The following is a 19,029-nucleotide window of genomic DNA, read 5'->3' as shown; positions in this document are numbered from 1 at the left end:
GCCTTGCCGCTCGTTGCACTGCCAATCTCGGTGTTTGTGATGAAAGTGAAGCTGTCCCGCTGATCACCGCCGCTCTGGAGCCACGCCGTGACGATCAAGCCGACGCGTTGGACGTGGCCGTGGATTCAGCTCCCGCGTCGACCCGTCGATGGTGCCGCGAGATCCACACGCTGCAACGCGCGTGTCGGAGGACGTACTTGGTCGTGCTTCCCAGCAGCAAATCGTCCAGCATGCTGTGCCCGGAATCCCCGACCACGATCAGGTCGCTGTGATTCTTGGCGGCTTCCTCAACAATGGCATCACCGACGCGCTGATCGTGCTTGACGACGGATTTCACATTCGGCAGCGTTTCGATGATTTCGTCGCGCATGTTTTCGCCGGCGGTCTGCATTTCCCGAAACACCTCTTCCTCGTTGACGACCGCCGCGGTGGAAAGCCCATTTCCCAGCAGGTAGTCGTAGATCGGCGCGACGCCAATCAATTTGACCTCGGTATCCGGTTCCCACTGCAAATCCAACATTTCCTGAACGGCCTGACGCGAAGCCTTGGATCGGTCATAGCCGATAGAAATTCGCGTGCCGGTGTGAGATTCTTCCGCGCCCTTTTCACCGGACGTCTCGCCGGGACGCACGATCAACACCGAACACTTTGCGTGTGTCGCCACGTTGTCGGAAACGCTGCCGACCAGCAGTCGTCCGATCAACGAATGACCGATCGCCCCCATGACGATCAGGTCGTGGCCCCCCTTCTGCGCCTCGGCCAAAATGATCTTGACCGGGTGCCCGGCGCGACACACCGTTTCAATGCTCCGGCATCGAGGCGACATCAGCTTGCTCAGGTCGTGCTGGTGTTGTTCCATGCGGGCACGTTCCTGCTTGAGCAGCTCGGGGAACCAATGCTGCGTCGAATCCGGATTGGATCCGTAGGGGTCGCCCAAGGCGGTGACGATGGTCAATTCCATCGGTTCCTTGAAACGCAGCGACATCAAAAACTTCGCGGCGGCAGCTGCTTGATCGGACCGGTCAGTGGCGAGCAAAACTTTCATCGTGATCTCCGGCAGGGGGAAGGCTCCGGCGCGGTCGTATTCCTGGACACGCGAACCTCGGACGCCGATCGTCATCGCGACAGAATCGCACGCTATCGGCCTCTCCGACATCAATAGCAGCGCTTGTGCCAACGCGAACTTGGGGCGGCAACCGGCCAGCCGGAAATCTGCCGCCACATCTTCAGAGCGTCGGGATCAATTGTACGCTATTCTGGTCGACCGCTTGTTGGCAGCTTTCTTTCTCCACTCCCGAGGATCCCCACCGATGTCTCCGATCCGATCGTTCGCCTGCGGCCTGTTGCTGTGTTGCCCGGGTCCACTTGTTTTTGCTCAAGAGGCGGTCGAAGCAGCGCCGCAAACGGTCGAAGTCCCCGAGGGTATCAATGAGAAATTTGTCGATCCGCAACTGGATATTCAAGAGTGGGTCGAACGATTTGAAATCGAAAGCCGGGAAGTGTTTGCCGCCCGCGACGCCGTGCTCAAGGCGTGCGGCGTCGGCCCCGGCGATCGCGTCGCCGATGTGGGGGCCGGGACGGGCTTTTTCAGCCGCCTGTTCTCCGACGCGGCGGGACCGGAAGGCTGGGTCTTTGCCGTCGACATTTCGCCACGGTTCCTGCAACACATCAATGAGCAAGGCGCCAGACAGGACGTGACCAACATCACCTGCGTGCTCGGCTCGGACCGCTCCATCCGCCTGCCGCCCAACTCGGTGGATTTGGTTTTCATCTGCGACACCTACCACCATTTCGAGCATCCGCAAGCCACGCTGGAATCCATCGAAAACGCTTTGAAGCCGGAAGGCACCCTGGTCGTGATCGACTTCGAACGGATTCCCGGCAAGTCCCGAGAATTCATTCTGGGGCATGTGCGCGGCGGAAAGGACGTGTTCCGCGCGGAGATCATGCAGGCCGGATTCCAGTTTGCCGAAGAAGTGAAGATCCCGGGCTTTGAGGAAAACTACTTCCTGCGATTTCGCAAACCAACCTCGTCCGACTGATCGCCGTGCTCCGGGAGGCTTCCGTCATTGATTCCGCTGTGGTTTCTGGTCGTGATGCAGTTTGTGCTATCGGCCGCCATCGTGCTCTCGACGCAGCTGTCGTCCCACTGGATGCTGACGCTGGCAGCCGCCGCGCCGGGCATTGCCTTGGCGGTGTGGTCCTGGCTGACCATGGGCCTTCGCAACATTCGCGTCCACACCGATCTTGACCGGGATGCCCGGCTTGTGACCGCCGGACCGTATCGCTGGGTCCGGCACCCGATGTATGTCGGCTTGCTGTTAAGCACAGCCGCGCTGCTGCCAGCCCCTTGGGCGTGGTGGCGGGTGGCGGCATGGCTGACGCTGGTCGCCGTGCTGTTGCGAAAGGCCGCCGCCGAAGAGAGTCAACTGCGAACCCGTTTCTCCACCTATGCGAACTATCAACGGTACGTCGGCGGGTTTCTGCCGCGAACATTCCGCGGTCTGTCTGCCTCGACGCTTGAGGGCAAACTCGCTGGCAAAGGCGATGATGCTGCTGACTGAGTGGACCACTCGAGCGAGTGGTTTAGCCGCGCTGGCATCGAAAAGACGGACTGAGAACCCGTTAGACCTTGGCGATCAGCCGGACGAAGTCGATGGCGGCCAGCATTCCGACCAACCCCCGTTCGTCCACCACCGCCAGGTGCCGGATGCGGTCTCGGATCATGATCAATGCGGCTTCTCGCATCGATTGATCGGGACGAACGCACGTCACGTTCTCACTCATCACGTTCAACACCGGATCGCTACCGAGCCGCCGTTGAAAGAGATCGACGGCCCAGAAGCAGTCTTCGTAGTGCGGGAAATCGCTGTCGAGCACCTGTTCGGTCGACAACACCACTCGAGCCAAATCCCCCAACGTGACGATCCCGACCACTTCACCCTTCTCACCGACCACGGGCACCGAAGCGATGACTTCCTTCGCCATGATCTCCAGCACATCGCGAACCGATGCATCGCGATGAACGCTGTGCACCTTCCGGTTCATCCAGCTCTCGACGTGGTCGTCGATCGTCACCGTCGCGTTCATCTCTGCGTCTCCAAAGAATTCCCCTCCGTGTCGTTTTGATCGCTCGGCAACCCATCGGTCACACGTAGCGAACGGTGGCATTCCACGCAGCTGACCGTCAATTGGTTGAAGGCCATCGTGACGCCCGAGAGATTCTCCTGCTCCGACTGACGCGCCAATTCGTCACAAACACGCTCGAAGATCTTCAGCTGAACCTGATACTCCGGGTTGCGACTGCGCACAAACCCCTCGACCCGGCTGAGCGTGCGCAATTGTTTGGCGTCTTTGTGGATTGCGTCGTAATCGCCGGTGGCAAGGCTGCGCAAAATCTGCTGCGCGTAGCCCATCTTTTTTTCCATCCAGTAGCTGGTCGTGTCTCCCTCCGCGTCGGCACCGGCCGACTGGGCATCGGACTGGGCATCGGACTGGGCAGCCACCGGCGCCGCAGCGTCCGAACCAGCCTGGCCCGATGCCTCCAGCGGCGGAACGGCAATCAACGATATCGGCGAAAGGACGATGCAGATCAGAACGATGAAAACACGCATGAAACAATCCTTGAATGCGAAAATGCGAGGGTCCGTCAGCCGGCGACCGTTTGCTGCGACTCCGCACCGGACCGGGCATCCCGGACGGTACGGTTGCGAGTGACCCAGACGCTACAGGGAGCATGCCGCAACACGTAACGCGAGGTGCTGCCAAGCAGAAACCGATTGACCGCGTTGCGAGGCGACTCGCCGACCACCAACAGGTCGACGTTGTTGGCTTCAGCAAACGCGACAATGCCTTCGCCCACATGATCGCTGCGGATCAAATGAGTCTTGGCATGCGGCGCGACCTCGGAAAGCTTCTCACTGGCGAGCTTCAAATCCGATTCCAACCGCTGCGTTCGCTCGGCATCGGCTGCCGCGCCGTCCACGCCGATGAAGTCGGACAGGTAGGTGGCGACGGTCAACACGTGAAAATCGGTCCCGGAACGCCAGGGGATTTCGGAGATCTCGCCAAGGGCAGCTTTCGCCGAATCAATCCCCTCGTATGCCATGCAAACCTTGATCGGCTTGTCGGACCCTTTCAAACCGGTCTGACGCACCACCAGCGTGCTGCAGGGGCAGTGGGTCGCGACGTGGTCGCTGACACTGCCCAACAGCATCCGACCGATCTGCGAATGGCCTTTGGCGCCCACGACCACCAGATCGGCGTTGAACCGCTCGGCGGCGTCGACAATCGCCTCGCCGACGGGCCCCTCGGAGATCTCGTGATCCAAGGTGGCGTTGGCACCCTCGAACATTTCGGCCACTTTCGTGTAGGCCTGGGCCGCGTACACGCGATCCTGTTCGTAAGCCTTCTCCAGCAGCTCACCGGTAGCGTAGCTGCTGTGGATGAACGGACGCTGCACCACGCTGAGCACCTTCAGATCCAAGCGATCCGGGTGCGGCAGGTGCGCGAGCAACCAAGCGGCCTCGAGAGACGGTTCGGAACCATCGATTGGAAGCAATACCTTATGCATGTTGTGTCCTCCTCGTGTGTCGGGACGCGGGGCCGTTCTCCTGCCAGCGTAGGAAAGCAAACCGGGTGCCGATGGATTAAATTGACGCCACTAGCGGATTTCAAGCCGGACCACGCGGACAGCCCGTGCACATTCGCTCACGCGCCCTCAGCTGTCACACCTCAAGAGCCGGTGGTGTGCGATTGCCCGATCACTCGCCGAACCGGCGACCGACGGATCACGGCGTTGGTCCGGAGGGCACGGTGGGGGCGGTGGCGGAGGTCACGGTGGACGTAGGCTGCCCCACCGGATGATCGCCAATCGCTTCGCGCAGATCCCGCTTCGAAACCGGCTCGCCGGCCGCCAGTCGATCTGCGAACACTCGAGCCCTCTGGGCCAATTCCGGATGCGAGGATCTGGCAGCCAAGCGGAAACGCTCCAGCAAGACCAACCCGGCCTGCCGGACCGCGGCCAAATGCGTCGACCGAATCGGCGGCGACTCCGCGGCGACCGATCTGGTTGGCGGCTGGTCCAGGTAATCGATGGGCAGCAGGCGGATTGCCCGTTGATAAAAGCGGATCGCCTGGTCGTTGGCACCGACGCGAGCCTGAATGTCGCCCAATTGCATCAAGATCAGGGTGCACCACAGGGCTTCTCCGCCGCTGTTTTTTCCGACCCTCCGCAACCGTTGTTGCCTTTGCATGGCCTGTTGCAGGCGTTCGCGAACACCGTGGGCGGCCTCGCGGGTGGTCGGTTCGCCCGAGTCGAACAGATCCAACTGCAGCGTCGCCTCTTTGACGGCCGCCTCGATCGACAAGCGTTCGTAGGCAGAGACTCCCGGGAATCGATCCACCAGCGATTGCAGATGGGGTTGGGCCGCGTTGATCCGTCGCAGAGCGACCTTTCGGTGAGCCGAATTCATGGGTCGAAGCACATCCACGTTGGTCAGCAGACGCGCCAGTTCATACCGAAACGCCGCGTCCTGCTCGGTGCCGCGCCGCTGCCAAATCTGGTCGGACAGGATGCAGTGCGCCTCTTCGGCCCAGTGCCAGCGCAAGAAATCCTGCTGTGGTCCGGCAACCTGAGGGCCCAACGCTTCTCGCACGGCCGCGGCCAACATCAAGGTGACGGCGTGTGAGTCAGGCACTTCGCGATGCAGACGCTGCAACTCCTGCATGGCTTCGCGGAACAATTCCGGCGACGAGGGACCGTCGGTCGGAAGCGGCGTTGCCGAATTCCGCATCATAAAAATCGCTCGCCCAGGCAGACGGCGACCGCGGACGCCCGAACGTTTCGAAAGCGGCGGGCGAAACGCGCGCGGGGGTGGCCAGACCGTGGGCCCGGTTCGTGGCAGACCGCGGATGGCAAGCAGAAGTTTGCTGCGAGCCAATTCGAACCGGGCCCGCGGCGAAGCCTCCGGTCCGATCAGGGGTTGCAAAGTCGCGATCGCAGATTTGTGACTTTGCCGGGCGGGTTCCAGACGTCCCATGTCTTTCAACGTGATCCCGATCTTGTTCTGGACACGAGCCCGCAACAAAGGATGATCGCTGGGGATCTCCGTCAAAGCCTGTTCGAATGACTGGAGCGCCGCTTCGTGTCGCCCCAACTGATGCTGGATCGTTCCCAAGTGCGCTCTTGCCAGCCCCGCATCCAAATTCCCGTCGGTTTGCGTTTCACCACCACCCGGCTGTGCAGCCAACTCGCTGTAGTACTCGAGCAGGTCTTCGAACAGCACTGCGTCTCTCGGGTCCGTCAGCGGCGCGGAATAGTCGTCGGCATCGAAATCCAGGCTCATTGAATCGGCGGTGGTGGAATACTGCTTGAAGATCTCATGCATCGCGTCGGTCGCCAACCTGGAGGTCTTCATCTCTTGATCCAGCGTCTGTGAGATGCGTGCCTGGCCGGAGATGGCGACCACGGCGGTCAGCGTGACCGCGGCTAGCAGCAGGGCCGTCAGCGTCGAAACCATCCGGTTCTTCCGCAACCAGCGGGCGGACCGTTCGTGCCAGGACAGACGCCGCGCCAGAATCGGCCGCCCCTCGTTGAACCGACTCAGGTCCTCCGCAAGGGCGCGGGCATCGGGGTAACGGTGGGACAGCTCCGGTGCCATTGCCTTCTCAATGATCGTCCTGAGGTCCAACGGCAAAGAGGGCGCGCACTTCGACAGTGGGACTGGTCCGGTGGGCATCTTTTGCAACAGAATCGCTTGCCGCACCGACGCTTCATTGACCGCGGGAACCCCGGTGGCCAGCTCATACAACGTCACACCCAAACTGTACACGTCGCTTTGGGGACAGCTCTCACCGGCCAACTGTTCCGGCGACATGTACCGCAACGTTCCCACGACGTCGCTGGTTCGGGTCACGGCGTCGGCGTCATCGATCCGGGCCACACCGAAGTCGGCGATCTGGACGTTCAAGTCCTGGTCGACCAACAGATTGGCCGGTTTGATGTCGCGGTGAAGGATCCCCTCGGCGTGAGCGTAGGCGAGCCCCGATGCGGCTTGCCTGCCGAAGTGGGCCAGCAACCGGACCCGGGTCCGGTCATCGACCGGAAGGGAAACATCCAGCCCCACCGGCTGCTCAAACCAGCGGTCCAAGCTCTTGCCGTAGATCCGTTGCATGACGAAAAAATAAAACCCGGCATCCTCCCCAAAGCCGTACACCGGGACGATGTTGGAATGGTGCAACCGGGCGGCGGCACGGGCTTCAATATGAAACCGTTGAACGACCTTGCGCTCGGTCGCGTCTTCGGCCACCAGATCGTGCTCCGACCCCGGCAGCACGGACTTGGGCAAAACTTTCAGCGCCACGATGCGATCCAACGAACACTGACGCGCCTCATACACCACGCCCATGCCGCCTCGGCCGATCGGCGAGAGCAACTCGTAATCTCCTAACCGCGGCGGTGGTGGGACGTCGGCGGGCGTCGGCGATGGCTCCAGCGGCGTGACCATCGCTTCGCGGGCCTGGTCCAACAGCTTCATCACGGGCGCGAGTGCACGCAGTTCTTCGTCGTGATCCCCGGCGATTTTCAACACATCCGTCTCGGACGCGCTGGAAGGATCCGCCGTCATGACGCCATCCCCAGGCCGGCACGCTCCAGCACGTCGCGGAGCCGCTGCAGGGCGCGGACGTAGCGGTTGCTGGCGGCGGTGCTGCTGATCATCAACACCTCGGCCACCTGCTGATTGCCCAGGTTTTCAAAGTGTCGCATCGCGATCACTTCCTGGTCTTGCTCGGACAATGTCGCGATCAATCGCTCCAGCAACGCCACGGACTCTTCCCGCATCACCACGCCGCTGGGTGTCGGCTGGTCGGCCGCCAACTTTCCAGCCAGCGAGAGCGATGTCGTTTGCGGGTAACGTACCGAGGAGGAACCCAATTGAACTTCACGACCGGCCGACCGGCGCTCGGCGGTTAAATGTCGGCGGTGAACGTCACAAAGGGTCTGGACGACGATCATCCGCAACCAAGCGAACAGCGTGTGCTTTCGGGCTGCAAGAAAGTGGGGCAGGCGGGACTTGGCCGACAGAAACGCTTCCTGAAGCACGTCGTCCGGATCGATTCGCTTGGACAACCGGCGGTCCATCCGGAACAGGACCAGATACCGAAACGAGGTCCGGTATTCCAGAAATGCGTCGGCCAGCACCTTGTCCGGTTCTGAATTCAAGCGTTGACGCAGCTCGGGCGAAAGAACGGTCTGCTCTCCACCGACAGAATCGTCCCCACCCGCTTTTTCGGGAGCTGGATCCGGTTCAGGGCGGTCGTCGGCAAGCATGGACGAATTCTCGATCTCGGTAGCGCGACGCAAATTGTGAACACTGGTGGCGCGTCAAACCTCAACGCCCAGCATCATTCTAACGGGTTGCCGGGCTCTCGCGAAAATCCCCAATCAACCCGCCACCTGCACCCTGAAGAATCGTCCCTCGATTTCTCAGGTGCCGCCTCACCGCCCAGGCCCCCACAATGCAGAGCCCCAGCAGTGCTGCCCCCCAGCCGTGCCGGCGACCGTCTCGGTCGCAAAGCTTGGGCCAACTGGGTTGCGCGAACAAGTTGACAGACGACTATCCGTTGACAAACACCCGAAGTGGCAAGCAGGGGTTGGTGACTTTGACGTGTCCAGCAGGAACACGACCCGCCCACGGGTGAACCCCAACCCGCTCAAAAAAAACGCCGCGAGATTCGCGACGCACCGCTTGAACACGGACTCAACGAGAAACTGCCGAGACGCAACCGGACACTTCCAAGATTCAACCGGACACAACAGGCACTTCCGCCGGCCCGGCTCCCGGTCCCGGATCCGCCGGTGCCGATTCGCCCGGTCCCCGATCTCGATCTGCGAACGCGATCTCAAGGGTGCGTTCCCATCGATGCCGCAATAATTCCATCTGATCCTGACTCAATCGCTGGCCGACCAGGCTGGCGACGTGCAATGCAAGGATCACCAACAGGCCCACGGGAATCGCTGCCAGTGCCCAAGGCGTGTTACCGAGCATCCACTGCGCAGAACCGAAAACGAATGCACCAAAAAGGCAGCAAGCGGCCACCATGTAGACGGCCGCAACCATCATCCAAATATCCGGACGCGGGGAAAACCGGCAAAATGCTTCCGTCGTCCCTGGCTCCGTCGCTTCGCCGAGTTGCACCGAAAGGTGGGGAGACCAAAATCGCTGCTGTGACGCTTCGATGCGATAGTCGAACACGTAGCCGGCACAGTTCACGTGCTCGGATAGCTCGGGCGATCGGACGGCCGCACGCAATCGACGCTTGACCTGCTCCAATTCGTCGGGCAACTCGACCCGAAACGTCGGCTGCATCTGAAGTTGGTTCGACATCGGCGTTACCAATCCAAGACGGAGCGAGGCGTGGGCCGAACGTCCGCAACCGCAAACAGTGCAGGAAACATACTCATGGCAAGGCGAACGCAGGACAGAGAAGATTTGTTGCGCGACGGGACCCAAATGTTGGTCCGAGGTCGATGGCGGATCGATCGATGCGAAGTCGTGATCGGTTTTCGTGACCGGGGACAGATGAGCGTGTATTGGGACCAGGACCCGGTGTTCCAATTCGACCACCGGGGGCGACTGCGCCGGGCCTTTGTCGACGGAATCCGGTATTCCGCGATCCAAGGCCGACTCCATCGTTTGGAACGCGGACGCGATGACCAAACCGCACCGACATCGCCAGATGCGCCCCGCAGGTTGCGGATGGTCACCGTCCCGCTTTCGGATCAGGACCATCGCTCCATTCTACGTCGAGCCGAGAACCACCTGCAACGCATTGCCGCGGACTTGCCGACGGCCGACATCGCGACCGCCGGCGAACCCGCAACCGCCGGCGAACCCGTGCCCCCGTTTCGCCAACGCGTCCAAGCAGCGCTCGACCGGATTGGGATGCAGATCCGTGTGGCGGATCAACCGTCCGCCTGATGCTTCGGACAAGTGACGTCAGGCTGGCACGTCCAGTGCCAGCGTGGCACCAGCACGGCCAATGCGGCACCGGCTGATCCATCGGGCCATTGGCGTGCGAGACCGGGAATCGATCCCAACGCGAGGCTGGATCAATACGGCAATTCATAGACCGCATACGTGGCATTGGTCTGCGATCCCACCGGGTAGACCTTCACCAAAGGCAATTGCTGGCCGGTGACACGACGATCGACCACCATGAACCGTGCCCCGTAGCGCTGCCGAATCTCTCTCAGGATGGTGTATTGGATGCTCACCCGCGTGGTTCCCAAACGCTCGGGAAAGATCTCTTCGAATCGTCGCCGCCATTCCAGCAGCGCGACGGCATCCTGCGGGACCTCCTTCCAGTTGACGACTTCGGCGCGCTCCGCGTACCACTTGAACGTCTGTTGATGACGCGGCGTCAAGAACACCTCGTCTTCGGGCATCGCCACCCGCACCCAATCACACACGGCCACCCAATCGGCGTGCGAACGGTGCTGCTCGGCAATGCCTGCCTCGGGATGAATGCCCAACAGGCGATGGCTGGTCGATGGCGGCAACCCCAGTCGCACACGCTGCAGGGAGGACCAGCCGAACAGCCCCAACCCAAACAGCAACGTCAACGCGGCGGCACCGACCGCGACCGGCGTGCGACCTCCACCGCCAGTTTTCGCTGCCCTGTCCGGAACGACCGCTTCGGCGCCGACCGGGCTCCCTTTCACACCGGCCAACTTCTGCATCACGATGAATGCCACGACCAGCGGGACCAGCGCGTCGGTCAGCCGGAACCAGTAGTAGCGCAACAGCCGCGCGGTCAGATCCGGATGCGTCGGCTGCAGTGTCCCCACCAGCAGACCACCGCCCGCGATCAAGACGGCGCCCAACGCCATCCATTCGGCCGGGCGTCGCGCCAAAAGTTTTCGGTCCGCCCCCATCCAGACCAGCAGCATTCCGACAAGCACGCCGTGTCGCAAATACCACGACCAGGGAAAGTCACTGGGCAGCAAGTGATGCCGCAAACGCACGTACGTGTAGATTTTGGCCGCCAACACACTCTCCGCCGGGGTGGCCGACATCGTCAGCAAGATCGCCGGCGCCAGCCCCAGCAGCGAGAGCGCACCGCCGACCCACAACCCCCAAGTGAAAAACGGCTTCGGCGGAACCTCCTTCGGTCGCAACCAGCGTTCGCAAACCAAGAACGAAAAGATTGCCGCGACCACCGCCCAGCCGCCCGTCAGCACGTGGAAGGCGGACGCGGCGCCAAACCAGACCCATGCGCGGGACCAATGGCGTCGCATCACCTCGGACATTCCGATCAACACCAGCCCATAGGCGGGCACCTTGGCCTCGATCCCCCCGATCACCCATTCACCCGCCAGATTCCCGTACTCCACCCCCGCTATCCACAGCACGGCCACGCCCAGCGAATAGAACCTTGGCAGCCGCAATGCACGACAACAACGCTGCAGCCCCAACGCGATCAATGCCCATCCGACCAGACGTCCGATCCAGGCGGTCGTCGCCAGCGAGCAGAATCGGGTCAGCCATCCGAACGTCACGTAGTAGGTCACGTGAGCTTTTCCCGACGCCGCCAAGAGGTCGTTGGAACACCACGCGGGATCCCAAAAGTTCTTTGCCTTGACCAAATAGTGGGCTTCGTTGACGGCGGGGACGGGATCACCGGCATACAAAAAGAACACAGCGATCAGGGCACCCCACTCGGCACACGCGCCCCAACTCACGGGGGATGCGACGGATTCGGATGCGGAGGACGGGGCGGGCACGTGGCAACTCAGTGATGCGGAGGCCGCTGACACAGATCCACCGCCATGTCGATGGCCGACAGCATGCTATTGGGACTGGCTTGGCCCTGCCAAGCCAGATCCATCGCCGTCCCGTGATCGACGCTGGTGCGCACCAGCGGCAACCCCAACGTGACGTTGACCGCATCGTCAAAGCACAATGCTTTCAGCGGGATCAGCCCCTGGTCGTGGTACATGCAGATGTGCACATCGGACCGGGCCCGCATCGCAGGCGTGAACGCGGTATCCGGAGGGACCGGGCCGACGATCTGCCATCCGAGTTGCCGCTCGGCTTGCCAGCGCTGGGCCTCAGCGATGGCCGGACAGATCAGATCGCGTTCCTCGCCGTGGCTGAGCAACCCGTTTTCTCCGGCATGTGGGTTCAAACCCAGCACCGTGATCCGCGGCGGTCGGCCATGCTTGCGTTCCATCGCCAGTCCGCCCAACCGGATCGCTCGTGAGATCGATTCCACCGACAATGCCGCGATGGCGTCGACCAGTGGCAGATGAATCGTGCACAGCACCGACGACACGCTGTGGCCGGAAAGCATCATGCAATACTCTTCCGTGTGCGTCCGCTGGGCCAGCAATTCGGTGTGCCCCAAAAATCCCGTGCCGGCCGCATGCCAGGCCTCTTTCTGGATCGGTCCGGTCACCAGCGCGTCGAACTGTCCATCCAAGCACTGTCGAATTGCCAGATCGACCGCATCGAACGACGCCTGGCCAGTTTCCGCGGAAAACTTTCCGGGCCGCAACTCCGGCGTCGCAATCTGGCCACAATCGATCAACAGCGGCACCCCGGCGGTGTGCCCCACCCACTCGCTTTCGGTGATCACCCGCGGCAGCGTCAGCCCCAGCTTCAAGGCAATCTTCTGCATCGCCTCGGCGGGGCCGATTAGAATGGGTTGGCATTTCCCGTTGACCGCCGCCATGGCGGCGCAGTGCAGTGAAATCTCCGGTCCCACGCCCGCCACATCTCCCACGGTGATCGCCACACGCGGCTTCAGGTGGTGCGGTGACCGGACGGGAGACATTGGACTGGCGTTCTGGCGACGAATTGGTTGAGATAGGGGTGGCGAACCGGTAGAGAGCTTACCGGTTTCCCGGTGCCACGTTGAGTGCCAGGAGTGGGAATTTGCATCGCGTCGCGGATCGAAATCACGGAATCAAACGATTGAGCCATCTCGCCGCATTTCACCGAATTTGGTTGTGCCTGACCGTGGTCTGTGGGACGGTCGTCGTGACGCCTGCGTTCGGCCAGGCCCCGTCAGCGGAGAATCCGGCAGCCGAAAAACTTGCGGCAGAAGCACCCGCCGCTGTGGCGATCTGCCCGACGCACTTTCGTGACGCACTGCAGGAATGGATCGACTATCGCCAACAGCAGGGCATTCAGGTCACGGTGGTCGAATCGGCTCGGTCGGCTGAGCAGGTCGTCCAGGCAATTCGACGCGTCCAAACGCCATCGCTTCGGTTCGTCCTGTTGGTGGGGGATGCGCCCGCGATCGGATCGACGGCCAATCCCGACTTCCAGGTTCCGATGCACTACGTGTCGACCACGGTCAGCGCCAAATTTGGTAGCACGCCCACGATGGCAACGGACTTTCCGTACGGCGACTTTGACGCCGACGGACTGGCTGACGCCGCCGTTGGACGCCTGCCGGTCGACACCCCCGACCAACTGAGCAACTTGATCGGGCGGATCAAGGCCTATGAAACCAGCCAGGATTTTTCCTCCTGGCGGAACCGTGTCGAACTGGTCGGAGGCGTGGGTGGCTTTGGCATGTTGGCCGACGCGGCCATCGAATCGGTCACCCGTTTGATCGTCACCGCCTCGCTGCCCACCGCGGTCCGCACCAGCATCGCCTACGGCAGCCCCGGACACCTGTTCTATCCGCGAAAACGTTTTACCGAAACGATCACCGACCGCTTCAATCGCGGTTGTCGGTTTTGGGTATACGCCGGGCACGGTCTGGTCAACCAGCTGGACCGAGTCCCGCCGGGGCCCAGCGGCGTTCCCGTGCTGGACCGACAATCTCTTCAGCATCTGCACTGCGACCCCCAATCGGCTCCCATCGCCGTCTTGCTGTGTTGCTTCACCGGCGCCATCGACGCTCAAAGTGAAAGCCTGGCCGAACAGATGCTGGTGCACGACGGCGGGCCGATCGCGGTGATCGCCGGAAACCGCGTGACCATGCCCTACGGCAACGCATCGCTAACGCTGGGACTGATCGATGCGGTCTATGGTCGCGACGAAATTCCACAGAACGCGGCGCGACACCTTGGACAAGCCTGGATGCAAACGCTGCGACAACTGCATCAAGCTGACTCGGCGGAGAAGAACCAATTGCGAACCATGATCGACGGCGTCGCCACGCTGGTCAGCCCGGCCGGCGTGACATTGGCCGACGAACGACGGGAACACGCCGCGCTGTACAGCTTGCTGGGGGATCCGTTGCTGGAACTGCACCCACCCGCATCGATCCAGATCGAAACGGCCACCGGCCATGATGCCGACAGCCCGGTCCGTGTGCGCGTGACCTGTCCGATCGATGGCGTCTGCTCCGTGACGCTGGACCATCCACTCGGCGAGCGCCGGGCCGACACAACCGACCAGCGGTTGATCGACCCCAACCAAACCACACTGGCGCAGATCAAACGGCCGATCCGCGCCGAGCGGCCGGAAGAGTTTGAACTGCTGCTGCCGGAGACTCGGTCCGGCGTGCTCGCCGTCCGCGTGCATGTCTCCGGTGAGCAGACGTGGGCAACCGGGGGAGCGCAAACGTTCGTTCGTCCTCCCGTGGAAACCAAGCCGTTGGAAGCCACGCCAGTCGCAGCACCCAGCGGGACCCGGCCTGCCGTGACTCCGCTGTCGACCGATTGATCGCGGGATCGCCCTCGGACGGGCAGACCACGCCGGCAGCTGCTAGGATGCTGCGTCCCCGCTTGGCGTTTCCCCGTCCCTGCCTCTGTCGCCCCCAAGATCGATGACGACAACGTCCGCCCATCTCCCGGTCTGGCTCACGTTCTGCGCCCTCGTCGCTCCGTTCACTTTCTCCGCGGCTGAACTTCCAGCCGCCTCACCCAACGTGGTCGTCGTCTTGGCAGACGATCAGGGTTGGGGCGACCTCAGCCTGCACGGCAATCCGAACCTCTCGACGCCCAGCATCGATTCGCTCGCCCGCGACGGTGCCCATGTCCAAAACTTTTACGTGTGCGCGGTCTGCTCGCCGACACGCGCGGAATTCCTGACCGGTCGCTACCACAATCGGATGGGTGTTTACAGCACCTCCACCGGCGGCGAGCGATTCAGTGCCGACGAACAAACCATTGCGGACCTGTTTCGTGCAGCCGGTTACGCGACCGCCGCTTACGGAAAATGGCACAGCGGGATGCAATTCCCCTATCACCCCAACTCGCGTGGTTTTGATGATTTCTACGGGTTCTGCAGCGGGCACTGGGGCAACTACTTTGATCCGATGTTGGAGCACAACGGAAAGATCGTGCGCGGCAAAGGATTCATCATTGATGACCTGACCGATCACGCGATCCAGTTCATCAGCGATCAGCGTGAGAAGCCATTCTTTGTGTACCTCGCGCTCAACACGCCGCATTCGCCCATGCAGGTGCCCCAACCATACTGGGACCGCTTCGCCGACAAATCACTCACTCCGGATCCCGTGCCCGAGAACGCGGCCAAGCAGGACACGCCCCACACGCGTGCCGCGTTGGCGATGTGCGAGAACATCGATGACAACGTGGGGCGACTGCTGGAACACTTGAAACAGACGGGCCACGATCGGGACACCGTCGTCGTTTACTTCAGTGATAACGGACCCAATGGGCATCGTTTCAACGGCGGATTGCGGGGTCGCAAGGGCTCCACCTACGAAGGCGGACTCCGTTCGCCTTGCCTGATCCGCTACCCCGACAAGATTCCGGCCGGCACCACGGTCGAACAGTTCGGCGCCGCCATCGACCTGATGCCCACGTTGGCTGATCTGGCCGGCATCGATTGGCAGGCTGCCGCCAGTCCCGATCGTCCCGTCGATGGCATCTCACTGGCCGCCGCATTGTGCGGCCAGGAAACGGACAACGCTGCTGACCGGATCCTGTTCAGCGAGTGGCGAAATCGGCTCACCGCACGCAACGGGCAGTATCGAATTCACAGCAATGGCCAGTTGTTTGACCTGTTGAAAGACCCGCGCGAACAACATGACCTTGCCGATCAAAAGCCCGAGGTGGTCGAGCGTATGATGACGCAGCTGACCGCTTGGCAAGACAGTTGGAAAAGCGACTATCCGCCAGGCAAACGACCTTTCACCATCGGCCATCCCGACGCCCAATGGACGCAATTGCCGGCACGGGACGCGACCTTCACCGGTACTCTCCAGCGCAGCAACCGGTTTCCAAACTGCACCTACCTGCTGGACTGGACCGACACCGAAAGCGAAATCACGTGGGACGTGGAAGTCCTGGATCATTGCCGCTGCGAAGTCCAGATGTACTACGCCTGTCCGGCGGAAGACGTCGGCGCGTCGATCGAATTGTCGCTCGGATCGGAGTCCCTGACCGCACGCATCGATCGCGCCGCGGAAAGTCCGCTGATCGGAGCCGAGCACGATCGCGTGCCGCGGCAAGAAGGCGACGTCCGTCGCTGGGAGCCCCTGTCGCTGGGCACCATCGAATTGCGACCGGGCCAGAGAACGTTGCGTCTGAAAGCGACGAAGATTCCCGGATCGCAGGTCGCGGAAATGCGTTTGCTGATGCTGCGACGCTTGCCGGCGAACCCCGTGCAGCCCAAGTCGTGAAGCGGTTCACGCCGGCAAGGCTGACGGCGTTCAGCCGTCCGACGGTGCGTCGATCTCGATGAACTCCAACGGCTGTTCTTTGCGGACGTTAGCCACACGAATCGCCACGTCACCGCTGAGAAGCTTGCGAAAGGTCTTGCCGACGATTTCGCCACGCCATCCGGTCAACAAGCTGGGCGTGGCATCATCGTCCTTGCGATCCAGTTCGTATCCCAAGACTTCTTTCACGTCATCGGTGTTACCCACGATGGACGGGGCAAGTTTGTTTTGACGACTGATGCAGGCCATCGAGGTCGACAGGAATTGGCTGAGCATCGGCGAGATCACCGATCGTGAACGCCGGCGTCGTCGGGGCAGTTGGTCGTCGGGGACCGCCAGAGCATCTTCGATCGCAGCGGCGATGTCACCGTAGTGCGCGCTGTAGCCCCGCCAATCCATCCCCCGGATGCTGCGGATTTTTTTCACGTCGGCCGATCCGCGTTTGGCCAATTCGACCATCAAGTCGTCCCGCATCACCCGGCGGACCGGACGATCCAGCGTGCTGGCACGCTTTTCACGCCAACGCCAAAGATGGCGGATGATTTCCAGTTGTCGTGGCGACAGCCCGGCACAACCGCTGACCTTCCGCCAGTTTTCACTGGTCTCGTGATCGATCACCTTCCGCTGCCGCAGCTCGGTTTCCTCCTCCAGCCAGCCGAGACGGCCAAGGGTGTTGATCTTCTCCAGCTGCATCTGATGCATCGCCTGCAGGTCGGTCACATCTTGCAGGGCATATTGGATCTGATCGTCGGACAACGGACGCCGCCGCCAGTTGGTTCTGGATTCGCCTTTGGCAAGTGTCCGACCGGTCAACCGGTGCACCAGGTTGCCGAGCGAAATCGGGTACTCCATCCCGCTAAACCCGGCAGCCAACTGCGTGTCAAACAGACCGGCGATCGGCTTCTGCGTGTGGCGATAGCAAAACCGGGACTCCTCCCGCGCCGCGTGCGCGATGACCGTGCGGTCCGGTTGAACCAGCAGATCCCAAAACGGAGCCGTGGTGTGCATTGCGAGGGGGTCGATGATCGCCAGGCGATCACCGGCGGCAACCTGAATCAGACACAACTGCGGGCGATAGCGGTCCTCCGAAACAAATTCGGTGTCAAAGGCGATGATCGGCGCATCGGCCAATTCCTCGCAGAATTGGCGAAGATCGTCGATCGCGGTGATCGATTCGTATTCCAAGGCTATGCTGGACCGGGTCATTGGATCGAAACAAGGGATCTGTCGGGCCAAAATTTAACCTTCCCCGCCCCAAACGACCATCCGACGTGTCCGATGAACCTTCATGTTGTCCCTGGGAAAACGCGATGGGAATCTCCCCCGGCCTAGTCCCCCCGACCCCAAACGACGACAAGGCGAGAGCCATGCCCCCGTGGCTGATCAGCGTGCGTGACCTGCGAGAAGCCCGGCTCGCAATCCGGTCCGGCGTTCCGATTTTGGACTGGAAAGAGCCGGCCGACGGAGCGTTGGCTCCGGTGTCGAAGGAAACCTGGACCGCGGCTGCGGACTGGTTGCAGCGCCGATCGCACGTTGGCGGCCCACGACCGGCACTTTCGGCCGCCCTGGGAGAACCCGGCCTGGCGACGCGAATCGCCGCTTCGGTGCCCCGATCATTTCGATTCGCCAAAGCGGGTCCCAGCGGGCTGGATCGGCCGGACCAGCTGCGTGAATTCTGGGGCACACTCACCGCGTCCTTGCCCGAATCGGTGGAGCTGGTTGCAGTGGCCTACGCCGACCATGAAGCCGCCGGATCCCTGGACCCGGAAACGATTCTTGCATTGGCCGCCGAATGCGGGATGCATCGCATTCTGATCGACACGTTCCAGAAATCGTCGGGGAGCTCCACGGCTTTGCTCGGCCGGCAACGCTTGCTCTCAATCGGTGCACAGATCCGGCGTCATGCCCAGTGGTGGGCGCTTGCCGGCTCTCTTGGTCTTGCCGATGTTCAAACGCTGCAATCCTGGTTCCGGCAGTCCCGCGACACGTTTCCCGACTGCCTGGCCGTTCGCGGTGCCGTCTGCGACGGCGATCGCAGAGGCCGGTTGTGCCCGGATCGGCTGCGCCGGTGGGCGGCCCAGTTCGACGGCCCCGCGGCAGCAAAGATGCGAAAAGGCGGACTTCAAACCCAATCCAAGCCGGTCATTTTTTGAAGACGTTCTTCGAAGTTTCCGATCAGACCGCCGACCAGCGCCCATTCGGTTTTGCGACGCAATTCGATCTCGCCGAACTTGTTGATGCGCACGATCGAATCGCCCGTCACCCCGGCATCGTGAAGCTGCTTGAAATCGATCTCGCCTTCGTTGACGACGTCAAGCAACGTTTTCCCAGTCAGTTCGATGAATTCCATGAAACCAGGCGGCAGGCAAAGGAGAA

General features: G+C 61.9%; 17 protein-coding genes. 6 read left to right on the top strand and 11 right to left on the bottom strand.

Annotated elements, in window-relative coordinates:
• Nucleotides 1–94 precede the first annotated feature (94 nt).
• Nucleotides 95–1,120, bottom strand: coding sequence for a universal stress protein (locus FYK55_RS00155; RefSeq protein WP_161604214.1), 1,026 nt, complete (start codon nt 1,118–1,120; stop codon nt 95–97).
• A 190-nt stretch (nt 1,121–1,310) separates the two neighbouring features.
• On the opposite strand from FYK55_RS00155, the gene FYK55_RS00150 reads away from it, so the two are divergent.
• Both FYK55_RS00150 and FYK55_RS00145 read left to right on the top strand, forming a co-directional pair.
• Nucleotides 1,311–2,042: a class I SAM-dependent methyltransferase gene (locus FYK55_RS00150; protein ID WP_150073987.1), complete on the top strand. Its 732-nt coding sequence runs from the start codon at nt 1,311–1,313 to the stop codon at nt 2,040–2,042.
• Between the two features lie 27 nt (nt 2,043–2,069).
• Nucleotides 2,070–2,564, top strand: a complete 495-nt coding sequence (locus FYK55_RS00145; protein WP_150073986.1) for a methyltransferase family protein — start codon at nt 2,070–2,072, stop codon at nt 2,562–2,564.
• Between the two features lie 61 nt (nt 2,565–2,625).
• Here the strand turns inward: FYK55_RS00145 and FYK55_RS00140 are convergent, their stop codons facing one another.
• The 6 genes from FYK55_RS00140 to FYK55_RS00115 all read right to left on the bottom strand — a co-directional run bounded on the left by FYK55_RS00140 (nt 2,626) and on the right by FYK55_RS00115 (nt 9,389).
• Entirely contained in the window at nt 2,626–3,090 is a 465-nt protein-coding gene (locus FYK55_RS00140) for a CBS domain-containing protein (RefSeq protein WP_161604213.1), read from the bottom strand.
• Nucleotides 3,087–3,614: a hypothetical protein gene (locus tag FYK55_RS00135; RefSeq protein ID WP_150073984.1), complete on the bottom strand. Its 528-nt coding sequence runs from the start codon at nt 3,612–3,614 to the stop codon at nt 3,087–3,089. Before FYK55_RS00135 ends, FYK55_RS00140 begins: the two co-directional genes overlap by 4 nt.
• A 35-nt stretch (nt 3,615–3,649) precedes the next feature.
• On the bottom strand, nt 3,650–4,573 hold the full coding sequence (locus FYK55_RS00130) for a universal stress protein (protein WP_150073983.1): 924 nt from the start codon (nt 4,571–4,573) through the stop codon (nt 3,650–3,652).
• 217 nt (nt 4,574–4,790) lie between these two features.
• The gene (locus FYK55_RS00125; RefSeq protein ID WP_150073982.1) at nt 4,791–7,628 is read right to left on the bottom strand and encodes a serine/threonine-protein kinase; all 2,838 of its coding nucleotides are present in this window, start codon (nt 7,626–7,628) and stop codon (nt 4,791–4,793) included.
• Complete coding sequence (locus tag FYK55_RS00120; protein WP_150073981.1) at nt 7,625–8,332, bottom strand: sigma-70 family RNA polymerase sigma factor; 708 nt, start codon at nt 8,330–8,332, stop codon at nt 7,625–7,627. The genes FYK55_RS00125 and FYK55_RS00120 overlap by 4 nt, the downstream gene beginning before the upstream one ends.
• Before the next feature lie 472 nt (nt 8,333–8,804).
• Nucleotides 8,805–9,389 carry a hypothetical protein gene (locus FYK55_RS00115; protein ID WP_150073980.1) on the bottom strand — a complete coding sequence of 195 codons (585 nt, stop codon included), beginning with the start codon at nt 9,387–9,389 and terminating at the stop codon, nt 8,805–8,807.
• Between the two features lie 75 nt (nt 9,390–9,464).
• Between FYK55_RS00115 and FYK55_RS00110 the strand changes: the two genes are divergently transcribed.
• Nucleotides 9,465–9,983, top strand: a complete 519-nt coding sequence (locus FYK55_RS00110) for a hypothetical protein (protein ID WP_150073979.1) — start codon at nt 9,465–9,467, stop codon at nt 9,981–9,983.
• 131 nt (nt 9,984–10,114) lie between these two features.
• On the opposite strand, the gene FYK55_RS00105 is transcribed toward FYK55_RS00110, so the two are convergent.
• Both FYK55_RS00105 and pdxA read right to left on the bottom strand, forming a co-directional pair.
• Entirely contained in the window at nt 10,115–11,788 is a 1,674-nt protein-coding gene (locus tag FYK55_RS00105) for a DUF6798 domain-containing protein (protein ID WP_235908306.1), read from the bottom strand.
• An 8-nt stretch (nt 11,789–11,796) separates the two neighbouring features.
• Nucleotides 11,797–12,840, bottom strand: coding sequence for a 4-hydroxythreonine-4-phosphate dehydrogenase PdxA (gene pdxA, locus FYK55_RS00100; protein ID WP_150073978.1), 1,044 nt, complete (start codon nt 12,838–12,840; stop codon nt 11,797–11,799).
• Between the two features lie 140 nt (nt 12,841–12,980).
• On the opposite strand from pdxA, the gene FYK55_RS00095 reads away from it, so the two are divergent.
• Nucleotides 12,981–14,687 carry a C25 family cysteine peptidase gene (locus tag FYK55_RS00095; protein ID WP_161604212.1) on the top strand — a complete coding sequence of 569 codons (1,707 nt, stop codon included), beginning with the start codon at nt 12,981–12,983 and terminating at the stop codon, nt 14,685–14,687.
• 103 nt (nt 14,688–14,790) lie between these two features.
• Nucleotides 14,791–16,614 carry an arylsulfatase gene (locus tag FYK55_RS00090; protein ID WP_150073976.1) on the top strand — a complete coding sequence of 608 codons (1,824 nt, stop codon included), beginning with the start codon at nt 14,791–14,793 and terminating at the stop codon, nt 16,612–16,614.
• 30 nt (nt 16,615–16,644) lie between these two features.
• Here FYK55_RS00090 and FYK55_RS00085 read toward each other — a convergent pair whose 3' ends face one another.
• Nucleotides 16,645–17,859 (bottom strand): ribonuclease D, encoded by a 1,215-nt coding sequence (locus FYK55_RS00085; protein ID WP_150073975.1) that lies wholly within the window; start codon nt 17,857–17,859, stop codon nt 16,645–16,647.
• A gap of 161 nt (nt 17,860–18,020) precedes the next feature.
• On the opposite strand from FYK55_RS00085, the gene FYK55_RS00080 reads away from it, so the two are divergent.
• The gene (locus FYK55_RS00080; RefSeq protein ID WP_161604211.1) at nt 18,021–18,806 is read left to right on the top strand and encodes a (5-formylfuran-3-yl)methyl phosphate synthase; all 786 of its coding nucleotides are present in this window, start codon (nt 18,021–18,023) and stop codon (nt 18,804–18,806) included.
• On the opposite strand, the gene FYK55_RS00075 is transcribed toward FYK55_RS00080, so the two are convergent.
• Nucleotides 18,776–19,003: a hypothetical protein gene (locus tag FYK55_RS00075; protein WP_150073973.1), complete on the bottom strand. Its 228-nt coding sequence runs from the start codon at nt 19,001–19,003 to the stop codon at nt 18,776–18,778. The two genes, FYK55_RS00080 and FYK55_RS00075, sit on opposite strands and share 31 nt — an antisense overlap.
• Nucleotides 19,004–19,029: the final 26 nt, after the last annotated feature.

Source organism: Roseiconus nitratireducens, assembly GCF_008629675.1.
Classification (GTDB): Bacteria; Planctomycetota; Planctomycetia; order Pirellulales; family Pirellulaceae; genus Stieleria; species Stieleria nitratireducens.
This window is presented reverse-complemented; position numbering and strand designations above follow the sequence as displayed.